Origin of the sequence: Pseudomonas purpurea (assembly GCF_039908635.1) — a bacterium.
GTDB lineage: Bacteria > Pseudomonadota > Gammaproteobacteria > Pseudomonadales > Pseudomonadaceae > Aquipseudomonas > Aquipseudomonas purpurea.
Window position 1 is genome coordinate 1268674 of sequence record NZ_CP150918.1, and the last position, 13244, is coordinate 1281917.

General features: G+C 59.7%; 12 protein-coding genes and 1 pseudogene. 10 read left to right on the top strand and 3 right to left on the bottom strand.

All coding sequences use genetic code 11. From position 1 onward, the window contains the following. Positions 1 to 29 precede the first annotated feature (29 nt). The 3 genes from AABM54_RS05635 to AABM54_RS05645 form a co-directional block, all read right to left on the bottom strand. Positions 30 to 1343, bottom strand: coding sequence for an MFS transporter (locus AABM54_RS05635; protein WP_347904329.1), 1314 nt, complete (start codon positions 1341 to 1343; stop codon positions 30 to 32). Positions 1344 to 1733: 390 nt separating this feature from the next. After that, positions 1734 to 2981 (bottom strand): transporter associated domain-containing protein, encoded by a 1248-nt coding sequence (locus AABM54_RS05640; RefSeq protein ID WP_347904330.1) that lies wholly within the window; start codon positions 2979 to 2981, stop codon positions 1734 to 1736. A 12-nt stretch (positions 2982 to 2993) separates the two neighbouring features. Further along, positions 2994 to 3806 carry a cytochrome c biogenesis protein CcsA gene (locus tag AABM54_RS05645; protein ID WP_347904331.1) on the bottom strand — a complete coding sequence of 271 codons (813 nt, stop codon included), beginning with the start codon at positions 3804 to 3806 and terminating at the stop codon, positions 2994 to 2996. Between the two features lie 208 nt (positions 3807 to 4014). Between AABM54_RS05645 and ffh the strand changes: the two genes are divergently transcribed. The 10 genes and pseudogenes from ffh (at position 4015) to thrC (ending at position 13176) form a co-directional block, all read left to right on the top strand. Further along, the gene (gene ffh / locus AABM54_RS05650; protein WP_347904332.1) at positions 4015 to 5391 is read left to right on the top strand and encodes a signal recognition particle protein; all 1377 of its coding nucleotides are present in this window, start codon (positions 4015 to 4017) and stop codon (positions 5389 to 5391) included. Between the two features lie 250 nt (positions 5392 to 5641). Next, positions 5642 to 5893 (top strand): 30S ribosomal protein S16, encoded by a 252-nt coding sequence (gene rpsP / locus AABM54_RS05655; RefSeq protein ID WP_003198088.1) that lies wholly within the window; start codon positions 5642 to 5644, stop codon positions 5891 to 5893. A 5-nt stretch (positions 5894 to 5898) separates the two neighbouring features. Continuing rightward, the gene (rimM, locus tag AABM54_RS05660; protein WP_019692016.1) at positions 5899 to 6438 is read left to right on the top strand and encodes a ribosome maturation factor RimM; all 540 of its coding nucleotides are present in this window, start codon (positions 5899 to 5901) and stop codon (positions 6436 to 6438) included. 2 nt (positions 6439 to 6440) lie between these two features. Beyond that, on the top strand, positions 6441 to 7193 hold the full coding sequence (trmD, locus tag AABM54_RS05665) for a tRNA (guanosine(37)-N1)-methyltransferase TrmD (RefSeq protein ID WP_347904333.1): 753 nt from the start codon (positions 6441 to 6443) through the stop codon (positions 7191 to 7193). A gap of 45 nt (positions 7194 to 7238) precedes the next feature. Further along, positions 7239 to 7589, top strand: coding sequence for a 50S ribosomal protein L19 (rplS, locus tag AABM54_RS05670; protein ID WP_003175895.1), 351 nt, complete (start codon positions 7239 to 7241; stop codon positions 7587 to 7589). A gap of 91 nt (positions 7590 to 7680) precedes the next feature. Then, positions 7681 to 8094: an acyl-CoA thioesterase gene (locus AABM54_RS05675; protein WP_347904334.1), complete on the top strand. Its 414-nt coding sequence runs from the start codon at positions 7681 to 7683 to the stop codon at positions 8092 to 8094. A 211-nt stretch (positions 8095 to 8305) separates the two neighbouring features. Beyond that, positions 8306 to 9202 (top strand): site-specific tyrosine recombinase XerD, encoded by an 897-nt coding sequence (xerD, locus tag AABM54_RS05680; protein WP_347904335.1) that lies wholly within the window; start codon positions 8306 to 8308, stop codon positions 9200 to 9202. A 325-nt stretch (positions 9203 to 9527) separates the two neighbouring features. After that, the gene (locus AABM54_RS05685) at positions 9528 to 10259 is read left to right on the top strand and encodes a DsbC family protein (RefSeq protein ID WP_347904336.1); all 732 of its coding nucleotides are present in this window, start codon (positions 9528 to 9530) and stop codon (positions 10257 to 10259) included. Between the two features lie 135 nt (positions 10260 to 10394). Next, positions 10395 to 11700 (top strand): annotated as a pseudogene (locus tag AABM54_RS05690) (homoserine dehydrogenase). 66 nt (positions 11701 to 11766) lie between these two features. Beyond that, complete coding sequence (thrC, locus tag AABM54_RS05695; RefSeq protein ID WP_347904337.1) at positions 11767 to 13176, top strand: threonine synthase; 1410 nt, start codon at positions 11767 to 11769, stop codon at positions 13174 to 13176. The last annotated feature ends 68 nt before the right edge of the window (positions 13177 to 13244 follow it).

Sequence of the window (13244 nt, forward strand, 5' to 3'; positions counted from 1 at the left end):
GGAGCGAGCTTGCTCGCGATGCTCTTGCTTTAAGAGACCTGATTCAAATCGTTATGCCGCGTTTCCTTCAGGCACAGCACGGCGATCAAGCTCAGCACCGCTGCCGCTGACACATACCCGCCCACCCAGTTCAAACCGCCCATCGCCACCAGCTTCTGGGCGAAGAACGGTGCCGCCGACGCCCCGACAATGCCGCCCAGGTTGTAAGCCGCCGATGCGCCGGTATACCGCACATGAGTGGGGAACAGCTCCGGCAGCAATGCACCCATCGGCGCGAATGTCACGCCCATCAAAAACAGCTCGATGCACAGGAATAGCGCCACGCCCCACGTCGAGCCTTGGGTCAGCAGCGGCTCCATGGTGAAGCCCGAGAGAATCGCCAGAACGCTCCCGATGATCAGTACCGGTTTGCGCCCGAAACGGTCGCTCGCCCAGGCTGACAACGGTGTTGCCGCCGCCATGAACAGCACCGCAAAGCACAGCAGGCCGAGGAAGGTTTCACGGCTGTAACCCAGGGTTGAAACGCCGTAGCTCAGGGAAAACACCGTCGAGATATAGAACAGTGCGTAGCACACCACCATCGCCGCTGCGCCCAGCAGCATTGGCGCCCAATACTGGCTGAACAGCTCGACCAGCGGGATTTTCACCCGTTCCTGGCGGGCGACCGCGTTGGCGAACACCGGGGTCTCGTGCAGTTTCAGGCGCACATACAGGCCGACCATCACCAGCGCCGCGCTGAGCAGGAACGGAATCCGCCAGCCCCACGAGCGGAACTGCTCGTCGTCGAGGGTCATGGCCAGGGTCAGGAACAGCCCGTTGGCGGCGAGAAAACCGATCGAAGGGCCGAGCTGCGGGAACATGCCAAACCAGGCGCGCTTGCCCTTGGGGGCGTTTTCGGTGGCGAGCAATGCCGCGCCGCCCCATTCGCCGCCGAGCCCAAGGCCCTGGCCGAAGCGCAACACGCACAAGAGGATCGGGGCCCAGGCGCCAATGCTGTCGTAACCCGGCAGTACGCCGATCAATGTGGTGCAGACGCCCATCAACAGTAAGGACGCGACCAAGGTCGATTTGCGCCCGATGCGGTCGCCGAAGTGGCCGAACAGGGCTGAGCCCAATGGCCGGGCCAGGAAGGCGATACCGAAGGTCAGGAAGGCCGAGAGCATCTGGGCGGTGCCGGAGGTCTGCGGAAAGAACACCGGGCCGATCACCAGTGCGGCGGCAGTGGCGTAGACGTAGAAGTCGTAGAACTCGATGGCGGTGCCAATGAAACTCGCCGTGGCGACGCGCGTGGCGGAGTTCGTTGGTTGGGCAGGCGCAGTGTCGCTGTAAGTGCTCGTCGTCATGCAGTTATCCCTGACAGTCATGTGCTCCCGTGGAGCGAATTATTATGGTTGAAACACCCAGGGATGTGGGTTTGCGCAGGCGCCGCGCAAGGTAGGAGCGGTCGCCAGTTGAGCGCGGAAGGATCTGAAGGACTGACCGTACACGTCATGTGCGGGTAGCACGCGGCACGGCGGGGCTTGGGTAAGCGTTTCGATTATAGGAAGGTGGCTAACGATTCAACAAGGGGCAAGGCATGGCGATGGTTTTTGTGGCGAGGAAGCTTGCTCCCGCGCGGGCGTGCAGCGGCCGCAAATCGGTTGAATGCGTTCTTTCAGGGGAGTCGTGGTGTCTGGGATTGGGCCTGTTTCGCAGTCCAGCGGGAGCAAGCTCCCTCGCCACAGGAAACGCTGTCAGATTTTGGAGAGGTCCGGCACTGAAGAGGTATGCCAGATCAGCACCCGACTGACACGGTTGTCCTCGGTTTCGAGGATTTCCAGGCGATATCGACCAATTTTCAGGCATACCGCGCAATCGGGGATGGTTTCCAGCGCTTCGGTCACCAACCCGTTGAGGGTTTTCGGGCCGTCGCTGGGCAGGTGCCAGCCAAGGCTCTTGTTCAGCTCGCGAATGGACGCCGCGCCGTCGATCACCAGTCGGCCATCGGCCTGGGGGTGAATGTGCGGGTTGTCGAGGCTGTGTTCGCTTTCGAATTCGCCGACGATCTCTTCCAGAATGTCTTCCAGCGTCACGATGCCCAGCACTTCGCCGTATTCGTCGACCACCATGCCCAGGCGCCGCTGCTGCTTGTGGAAGTTCAGCAGTTGCAGTTGCAGCGGGGTACTTTCAGGCACGAAATACGGTTCGTGGCAGGCCGCGAGCAAGGCTTGCGGGGTCAGGCTGGCGTCGGGCAGCAAGTGACGGATCTGCCGGGTGTTGAGCACGGCTTCGACCTGGTTGATGTCGCTGTGAAACACCGGCAGCCGCGTGCGTTTGGTGGCGCGCAGTTGCTCGATGATTTCGGCGATCGGGTCATCGAGGTTGATGCCGTCCACTTCGCTGCGCGGCACCAGAATGTCGTTGACCGTGATGTTGTCCAGCGCATGAATGCCCGAGAGGGCGTGTGGGCGGCAGCTCGCGTGTTCGTGATCGGCCTCGTTGCCTTGCGCGGCTGGCGGCTCGTCGTCGCTTTGCTGGACGACCTTGACCTTGCGCGCCAGCGGCTTGAGCAGCAACTGGCTGATGCCGTTGAACAGCCACGCGGCCGGGTAGATGATTTTCAACGGAACGCCGAGCAGGCCGTTGCCCAGCGCCAGAATGGCTTCCGGGTAACGATTGGCAAGGGTGCGCGGCAGGTAATCGGCAAATATCAGCAATGTGCTACCCGCGATCAGGCAGGCCAGCCACGGGCCGTTTTCGGCCCAGCTGAACACCGCCAGCAACGTGCTGATGACCACCACCAGCGTGCGGCACAAGGTATTGCAAAGGATCAGGCTATTGAGCGGGAAGCTCAGCCTGGCGACCGGTTTGTCGCCAGAGCGCGATGCGGTGCGCTGAGCCAGCAGCAGTTGCTGGGCGGTTTCGATGGCGGTAAATAGCCCCGACCATAGAATCAGCAGGGCCAGCACGGCGAGGAGCGGCCCCAGGGGCAAGTTATCCATAACAAACGCCCGTCAGATGTGCAGAATGAATTCGCGGACCAGCTTGCTGCCGAAATAGGCCAGCATCAGCAGGCAGAAACCGGCGAGGGTCCAGCGAATCGCCTTGTGGCCGCGCCAGCCAAGATGATTACGGCCCCACAGCAGCACGCTGAACACGATCCAGGCCAGGCACGCCAGCAGGGTTTTGTGCACCAGATGCTGGGCAAACAGGTTTTCGACGAACAGCCAGCCGGAGATCAGCGACAGCGAGAGCAACGTCCAGCCGGCCCAGAGGAAGCCGAACAACAGGCTTTCCATGGTTTGCAGCGGCGGAAAGTTCTTGATCAGCCCGGAGGGGTGCTTGTGCTTGAGCTGATGATCCTGCACCAGCAGCAGCAAGGCCTGGAACACCGCGATAGTGAACATGCCGTAGGCCAGGATCGACAGCAGGATGTGGGCGAGAATGCCCGGCTCCTCGTCGATCACCTGCACCGTGCCCGTCGGCGCGAACTGCGCCAGCAGCACCGTCGCCAATCCCAGCGGGAGCAGCAACACCAGCAGGTTTTCTACCGGAATGCGCGAGCAGGCCAGCAACGTCAGGGCAATCACTGCGACGGCGATCAGGCTGGCGGCGTTGAAAAAGTCCAGGCCGAGCCCCGCAGGCGTCATCAGGTGCGTGAAAAGGCTGGCGCTGTGGGCCAGCAAGGCGAGTACGCCGAGCGTGACCAGCAGGCGTTTGTTCGCCTTGGCGCCTTTGGCCAGACGTGTGCCTTGGTAGGCAGTCGCAGCGGCATATAAGCAGGCGGCGGCGAGGGTGGTGAGCAAACTGGGTGACAAGGGGAGCATAAATCCTGTTAGGCAGACCCGAAAGGCGCTGAGTTTGGCATAGAACCGGCGCAGCACGAAAGACTGTAGAACCAGACGGCGGGTGTGCGCCAGACGCAGTCTTCGCTATAATCCGCGACCTGCCCACGCCGCAGGCTCGCCGAGCACATGTTTTTCACGGTCTGGGCCGCCATTACCTCGGTCTCCATAGGGCCTGAAAGGATCGCGCATGTTTGAAAACTTAACCGACCGTCTCTCGCAGACGCTGCGCCATGTCACCGGCAAGGCCAAGCTGACCGAGGACAATATCAAAGACACCCTGCGTGAAGTGCGCATGGCGTTGCTCGAAGCCGACGTCGCCTTGCCGGTGGTCAAAGACTTCGTCAATTCGGTCAAGGAGCGCGCTGTCGGCACCGAGGTGTCGCGCAGCCTGACGCCGGGCCAGGCCTTCGTGAAGATCGTTCAGGCCGAACTCGAAAGCCTGATGGGCGCGGCCAACGAAGATTTGAACCTGAGTGCCGTGCCGCCGGCCGTCGTTTTGATGGCCGGTCTGCAAGGCGCGGGTAAAACCACCACCGCGGGCAAACTGGCGCGCTTCCTTAAAGAGCGCAAGAAGAAGTCGGTCATGCTGGTTTCCGCGGACGTTTACCGTCCGGCGGCGATCAAGCAGCTGGAAATGCTGGCCGGTGAAGTGGGCGTTACCTTCTTCCCGTCCGACCTGAGCCAGAAGCCGGTCGACATCGCGCAAGCGGCTATTAAAGAAGCAAAGCTTAAATTCATTGATGTGGTCATCGTCGATACCGCCGGTCGCCTGCACATCGACGAAGAGATGATGGGCGAGATCAAGGCGTTGCATGCCGCGATCAACCCGGTCGAAACGCTGTTCGTGGTCGACGCCATGACCGGCCAGGACGCCGCCAACACGGCCAAGGCCTTTGGCGATGCGCTGCCGCTGACCGGTGTGATCCTGACCAAGGTCGACGGTGACGCCCGTGGTGGTGCCGCGCTGTCGGTACGTGCAATCACCGGCAAGCCGATCAAGTTCATCGGTATGGGCGAGAAGAGCGAAGCGCTCGAACCGTTCCACCCGGAGCGTATCGCTTCGCGCATCCTGGGTATGGGCGACGTGCTCAGCCTGATCGAGCAGGCTGAGGCGACCCTCGACAAGGACAAGGCCGACAAACTGGCCAAGAAGCTGAAAAAGGGTAAAGGCTTCGACCTCGAAGACTTCCGCGATCAGCTGCAACAAATGAAGAACATGGGCGGCCTCGGCGGTCTCATGGACAAACTGCCGAACATCGGCGGCGTGAACCTGGCCCAAATGGGCAATGCCCAGGGCGCGGCAGAGAAGCAGTTCAAGCAGATGGAAGCCATCATCAACTCCATGACCCCGGCCGAGCGCCGCGACCCTGAGCTGATCAGCGGTTCGCGCAAACGCCGGATCGCCATGGGTTCCGGCACTCAGGTGCAGGACATCGGTCGCTTGATCAAGCAGCACAAGCAGATGCAGAAGATGATGAAGAAATTCTCCGCCAAGGGCGGAATGGCCAAAATGATGCGCGGCATGGGCGGTATGTTGCCCGGCGGCGGCATGCCGAAAATGTAAAGATTTCGCGTCGGCAGTCATGTCGACGCGGCCCCACACGGACGTGGGGCACACAGCAGGCCCGCATTGGCGGGGCGCTGACTCGCCGTTGTTCGCAACGGCTCTATAGCAAATCTGGATGGCATGCCGATAGGCGCCGGAAAAAGACATTTGCAAAAGTCCGGATATTCCTTAGAATATGCGGCCTTTCGGGCACCTATGCCCGCTGTGCATTTAGATTTGCAGCACCGACTACAGGAACTATGTTCACATGCTAACAATCCGTCTTGCCCTTGGCGGCTCCAAAAAGCGCCCGTTCTACCACTTGACCGTAACCGACAGCCGCAACCCGCGCGACGGTTCGCACAAAGAACAGGTTGGTTTCTTCAACCCTGTTGCTCGTGGTCAAGAAGTCCGTCTGTCCGTGAACCAAGAGCGCGTAGCCTACTGGCTGAGCGTTGGTGCACAACCTTCTGAGCGCGTTGCTCAGTTGCTGAAGGAATCTGCTAAGGCTGCAGCCTGAGCAATATGAACGCCACGCCCGCCAATGCTGATGATTTGATCGTTATCGGCAAGATTTATTCGATCCACGGCGTTCGCGGCGAAGTGAAGGTCTTTTCCTTTACTGATCCGATTGGAAACCTGTTGGACTACAAAACCTGGACGCTCAAGCGCGAAGGCGACGTACGGCAGGTAGAGCTGGTCAGCGGCCGTGTACATAACGGCAAGTTCCTGGTCACAAAGCTCAAAGGTCTCGATGACCGTGAAGAAGCTCGTCTTCTGGCCGGTTTTGAAATCTGCGTGCCGCGTAACCTGTTTCCTGATCTGACCGACGGCGAGTACTACTGGTACCAGCTGGAAGGTCTGAAGGTTATCGACCACCTTGGGCAATTGCTCGGGAAGATCGATCACCTGCTGGAGACTGGCTCGAACGATGTCATGGTGGTCAAACCTTGCGCTGGCAGCCTGGATGATCGCGAACGCCTGTTGCCCTATACAGAGCAATGCGTGTTGGCTGTCGACCTCGCAGCAGGCGAGATGAAGGTGGATTGGGACGCGGACTTCTAAGCGTGGCTAACTTGCGCGTAGAAGTGATCAGTTTGTTTCCCGAGATGTTTTCCGCCATCAGCGACTACGGCATCACCAGTCGCGCGGTGAAACAGGGGCTCTTGCAGCTGACCTGTTGGAATCCGCGAGACTACACAACGGATCGACATCACACTGTGGACGATCGCCCATTTGGCGGTGGCCCGGGCATGGTGATGAAGATCAAGCCCCTGGAAGACGCCCTGGTTCAGGCCAAGGCAGCAGCCGGGGAGGCGGCGAAGGTAATTTACCTGTCGCCCCAAGGCCGTCAACTGACTCAGTCGGCGGTACGCGAGTTGGCGAATGAGGGTGCACTAATCCTGATTGCCGGCCGCTATGAAGGCATTGACGAGCGTTTTATTGATGCTCATGTCGATGAAGAGTGGTCGATTGGTGACTATGTACTGTCTGGCGGCGAGCTGCCGGCGATGGTCCTGATTGACGCGGTTACACGACTGCTGCCTGGAGCTTTAGGGCATGCGGACTCCGCCGAGGAAGATTCCTTTACGGATGGTCTGCTGGATTGCCCGCATTACACCCGACCGGAGGTGTATGCGGATCAGCGTGTTCCCGACGTGTTGCTAAGTGGCAATCACGCGCATATCCGGCGTTGGCGTTTACAGCAGTCCCTTGGTAGGACCTTTGAACGACGCGCCGATCTTCTGGAAAGCCGCTCGCTTTCTGGAGAAGAGAAGAAGCTGCTCGAGGAATACATCCGCGAGCGGGACGATAGTTAACAACGTATCGATGGTAAATCCGACGATTTACCTTAGGAGCACAGCATGACTAACAAAATCATCCTTGCACTCGAAGCAGAGCAGATGACCAAAGAGATCCCTACCTTTGCCCCGGGCGACACCATTGTCGTTCAGGTGAAAGTGAAGGAAGGCGACCGTTCGCGTCTGCAAGCGTTCGAAGGCGTTGTAATCGCCAAGCGTAACCGCGGCGTTAACAGTGCATTCACCGTTCGTAAAATCTCCAACGGTGTTGGCGTAGAGCGTACTTTCCAGACCTACAGCCCGCAAATCGACAGCATGGCTGTCAAGCGTCGCGGTGACGTACGTAAAGCCAAGCTGTACTACCTGCGTGACCTGTCGGGTAAAGCAGCTCGCATCAAGGAAAAACTGGCTTAAGTCCAGCTTCCGATGCAGAAAAAAGCAGCCTACGGGCTGCTTTTTTGTTGCCCGTCATTTATCCACAGCATTTTTGTTTCAGGCCAGACCCATGACCCTCCGTGACCAGGAAATCGAACGCCGCACCGAACTCTCGGTGACCCGCGTGACCAAGGCTGTATTTCCGCCGACCACCAATCACCACAACACACTGTTCGGCGGCACTGCGCTGGCCTGGATGGATGAAGTGTCCTTCATCACCGCGACCCGTTTCTGTCGCTTGCCGCTGGTGACCGTGTCCACCGACCGCATCGACTTCAATCACGCGATCCCGGCCGGTTCTATCGTCGAGTTGGTCGGGCGAGTGATCAAGGTCGGTAACACCAGCCTCAAGGTCGAGGTTGAAGTCTTCGTCGAGAGCATGAGTTGCGACAGTCGCGAGAAGGCCATTCATGGGCAGTTCAGCTTTGTCGCGATTGATGACGACAAGCGGCCAGTGCCAGTGCTTCCGGGGTTTTCGGCCTGACACAAGACCGAGTTGCGGCCATCAGGCGCCAAGCCAGCCAATGGCAATCCAGTGCTGTTGCGCCAGTACCGCCAGAGGCCAACACAATCTGCTGTCCGTTCATCAAGGCTCCCTGTTCCTTGATCCGGCGGGCTATGAAAGACTAGTGGCGCTTCCTCCCGTTCACTATCTATTTAAGCGCAGGCCCAGAGCCTGCGTGTCTTGAGTGCCCATGCCTGCCATTGACCACCCCTTGATTGATCAGTTTCTCGACGCCCTCTGGTTGGAGAAAGGCCTTTCCGATAACACTCGCGATGCTTATCGCAGTGACTTGGCACTGTTCAACGGCTGGGTGCAGGAAAAGGGTCTGGAGTTGCCCAATGCGGGCCGTGAGTTGATTCTCGATCACTTGGCCTGGCGCCTTGAGCAGTCCTACAAACCGCGATCCACTGCGCGTTTTCTCTCGGGGGTGCGTGGGTTTTATCGCTATTTGCTGCGTGAAAAACTGATCGCCGTTGACCCGACCTTACGTGTCGACATGCCGCAACTCGGCAGGCCATTGCCCAAGTCGTTGTCGGAAGCGGACGTCGAAGCCTTGCTCGCCGCGCCGGATCTGAGCGAAGCCATCGGTCAGCGGGATCGGGCCATGCTTGAGGTGTTGTATGCATGTGGTCTGCGGGTGACCGAACTGATCAGCCTGACCCTCGAACAAGTCAATCTGCGCCAGGGCGTGTTGCGGGTGATGGGCAAGGGCAGCAAGGAGCGACTCGTACCGATGGGGGAGGAAGCCATTGTCTGGGTCGAGCGCTACATGCGCGATGCGCGCGGTGAGTTGCTGGGCGGGCGACCCAGCGATGTGCTGTTTCCCAGCCTGCGTGGCGAGCAAATGACCCGCCAGACCTTCTGGCATCGTATCAAGCATCAGGCCCAGGTCGCCGGCATCGGTAAATCGCTGTCGCCTCACACGTTGCGTCATGCCTTTGCCACGCACTTGCTCAACCACGGCGCCGACCTGCGGGTGGTGCAAATGCTGCTGGGCCACAGCGACCTGTCGACTACGCAGATCTACACCCACGTGGCGCGGGCCCGTTTGCAAGACTTGCACGCCAAACATCACCCGCGCGGCTAGCGAATGCCTTCTGAGTAGACTGTGGCCTCTGTGGCGAGAGAGCTTGCTCCCGCTGGGCTGCGAAGCGGCCCCAAAACCTGCAGGCGCACTCTGTCAGACTAACTTCGTTGTCTGCTTTGCGACGGCTGCGCAGTCGAACGGGAGCAAGCTCCCTCGCCACAATGAGTATTGCCAATCGAGCATCGTGTTTTCTCTGGCATCCTGCGCATTCGGTCACGCGGGCCTTATGTGGTAGGCTTTCCCGGTTTGCACGATGGGCGGTTATGACCCGGTGTTTCGGCACGGGCGTTCTGATCGTCCCATTTGTCCGCCTTCAGGAGTTCTCATGCGTCTGACCCAGATTTTCGCCGCTGCCGCCATTGCGTTGCTCAGCACCTTTGCTGTCGCCGATGACGCGGCCGACAAAGCTATCCGTAAAAGCCTGGAGAACCTCCAGCTTGATACGCCGATCGAAACCATCACCGCCAGCCCGCTGACCGGCCTCTACGAAGTCAAGCTCAAGGGCAGCCGCGTCCTGTACGCCAGCGCCGACGGCCAGTACATTGTTCAGGGCTACCTGTTTCAGCTCAAGGACGGCAAACCGGTCAACCTGACCGAGAAGACCGAGCGCCTGGGTATCTCCAAGTTGATCAACGGTATTCCGGTGGCTGAAACCGTGGTTTACCCGGCCATTGGCGAAACCAAGACCCACATCACCGTGTTCACCGACACCACCTGCCCGTACTGCCACAAGCTGCATGCCGAAGTGCCTGCGCTGAACAAAATGGGCATTGAAGTGCGTTATGTTGCGTTCCCGCGCCAGGGCCTCGGCTCGCCGGGTGACGAGCAACTGCAAGCGGTCTGGTGCTCCAAGGACAAAAAAGCGGCCATGGATAAAATGGTCGACGGTACGCAAATCAAGGCTGCCAAGTGTGATAACCCGGTTGCCCGGCAGTTCGCGCTGGGCCAGTCGATTGGTGTGAACGGTACGCCGGCCATCGTTTTGGCTGACGGTCAGGTCATCCCGGGCTACCAGCCTGCGCCACAAGTCGCCAAACTGGCGCTGGGTGCGAAATAATCCTGTGTCGTCACGGTAAGCCTTTGACGATCATGGTTCGGTGACAGTGTTCACCGGGCCATTAATAGAGAGCCGCTTGCGTGCGGCTGTTTTCCACGGCCGACCTTGAGTCGGCCGTTTTATGGGGAGTTCAGAGTGAATCCGGTCAAAGTAGGCATCTGTGGGTTAGGTACCGTCGGTGGCGGCACCTTCAACGTACTTCAGCGCAACGCCGAGGAAATTGCTCGTCGTGCCGGGCGTGGAATCGAAGTGGCACAAATTGCCATGCGCACGCCAAAGCCTCAGTTCCAGACGACCGGTATTGCGATTACCAACGATGTCTTCGAAGTGGCCACGAACCCTGAGATCGACATCGTCATAGAGCTGATGGGCGGCTACACCGTTGCCCGCGAGCTGGTACTCAAAGCGATCGAGAACGGCAAGCACGTGGTCACCGCGAACAAGGCGCTGATCGCCGTTCATGGGAACGAAATCTTCGCCAAGGCCCGTGAGAAGGGCGTGATCGTCGCTTTCGAAGCGGCGGTGGCCGGTGGCATTCCGGTGATCAAGGCGATTCGCGAAGGCCTGTCGGCCAACCGCATCAACTGGGTTGCGGGGATCATCAACGGCACTGGCAACTTCATCCTCACCGAAATGCGTGAGAAAGGCCGCACCTTCGAAGACGTGCTCGCCGAGGCGCAAGCGCTGGGTTACGCCGAAGCCGATCCGACCTTCGACGTCGAAGGCATCGATGCCGCGCACAAGCTGACCATCCTGGCGTCCATCGCGTTTGGTGTTCCGCTGCAATTCGACAAGGCTTACACCGAAGGCATCACCAAGCTGACCACGGCTGACGTGAACTATGCCGAAGCCCTGGGCTATCGCATCAAGCACCTGGGCGTGGCACGCAGCACGGCCAGCGGTATCGAGTTGCGGGTACACCCGACGCTGATTCCGGCTGATCGCCTGATTGCCAACGTCAACGGCGTGATGAACGCAGTCATGGTCAACGGCGATGCTGCCGGCTCGACCCTGTTCTACGGCGCTGGCGCGGGCATGGAGCCAACGGCGTCCTCGGTGATCGCTGACCTGGTGGACGTGGTTCGCGCCATGACCTCCGACCCGGAAAACCGTGTGCCGCACCTGGCCTTCCAGCCGGACTCGCTGTCGGCCCCACCCGATCCTGCCGATCGAAGCCTGCGAAAGTGCCTACTACCTGCGCATCCAGGCCAAGGACCATCCGGGCGTGCTGGCCCAAGTGGCGACCATTCTGTCGGAGCGCGGCATCAACATCGAATCGATCATGCAAAAGGAAGTCGAAGAACACGACGGTCTGGTGCCGATGATCCTGCTGACTCACCGTGTGCTGGAACAGCACATGAACGATGCGATTGCGGCCCTCGAAGCGCTGCAGGGCGTGGACGGTCCGGTTGTACGGATCCGTGTCGAGCACCTGAACTAAGCCGTTATCGTTCACCGGGCTCGCATGCGGGCCCGGGTTTGCGAACACTGTCTATTGGAGCCAGTCATGCGTTATATCAGTACCCGCGGCCAGGCACCGGCCCTGAATTTCGAAGACGTTCTGCTGGCCGGTCTGGCCAGCGACGGTGGCCTGTACGTGCCGGAAAACCTGCCGCGTTTCACCCAGGAAGAGATCGCGTCCTGGGCCGGCCTGCCGTACCACGAGCTGGCCTTCCGGGTGATGCGCCCGTTCGTCACCGGCAGCATCCCGGACGCCGATTTCAAAAAGATTCTGGAAGAAACGTACGGTGTGTTTTCCCACAACGCCGTGGCGCCGCTGCGTCAGCTCAACGGCAACGAGTGGGTGCTGGAGCTGTTCCACGGCCCGACCCTGGCGTTCAAGGACTTTGCCCTGCAACTGCTCGGTCGTTTGCTCGACTACGTGCTGGCAAAACGCGGCGAGCGCGTGGTCATCGTGGGTGCAACGTCCGGTGATACCGGTTCGGCGGCGATCGAAGGCTGCAAGCACTGCGACAACGTCGACATCTTCATCCTGCACCCGCATAACCGTGTGTCCGAAGTTCAGCGCCGGCAGATGACCACCATTTTCGGTGAGAACATCCATAACATCGCCATCGAAGGCAACTTCGATGACTGCCAGGAAATGGTCAAGGCGAGTTTCGCCGACCAGAGCTTCCTCAAGGGCACGCGCCTGGTGGCGGTGAACTCGATCAACTGGGCGCGGATCATGGCCCAGATCGTTTACTACTTCCACGCATCCCTGCAATTGGGCGGCCCGGCGCGTTCGGTGTCGTTCTCGGTGCCAACCGGTAACTTCGGCGACATCTTCGCCGGTTACCTGGCCCGCAACATGGGCCTGCCGATCAACCAGTTGATCGTCGCCACCAACCGTAACGACATCCTGCACCGCTTCATGAGCGGCAATCAGTACGTCAAGGAAACCCTGCACGCGACCCTGTCGCCGTCGATGGACATCATGGTCTCGTCGAACTTCGAACGCCTGCTGTTCGACCTGCATGGTCGCAACGGCGCAGCCATTGCCGGTTTGATGGACACCTTCAAACAGGGCGGCGGTTTCAGCGTTGAAGAAGAGCGCTGGACCGAAGCGCGCAAGCTGTTCGATTCGCTGGCGGTGGATGACGCGCAAACGTGCGAGACCATTGCTGAAGTCTTCGCCCAAACCGGCGAGTTGCTCGATCCGCACACTGCCATCGGCGTCAAGGCTGCGCGTGAGTGCCGTCGCAGCCTGGATATTCCGATGGTGATTCTGGGAACGGCCCACCCGGTCAAATTCCCTGAAGCCGTGGAAAAAGCAGGCGTAGGAAAAGCGCTGGAACTGCCTGCCCATCTTTCTGATTTGTTTGAGCGAGATGAGCGCTGCACCGTTTTGCCGAATGACCTGAAAGCCGTGCAGGCCTTTGTCAGTCAGCATGGCAACCGCGGCAAGCCACTCTGACCGGGCAATCCTGTCACATTTTGAAGCCCGTCTCCTGACGGGCTTTCTCATTTTTGCATGCGACACTT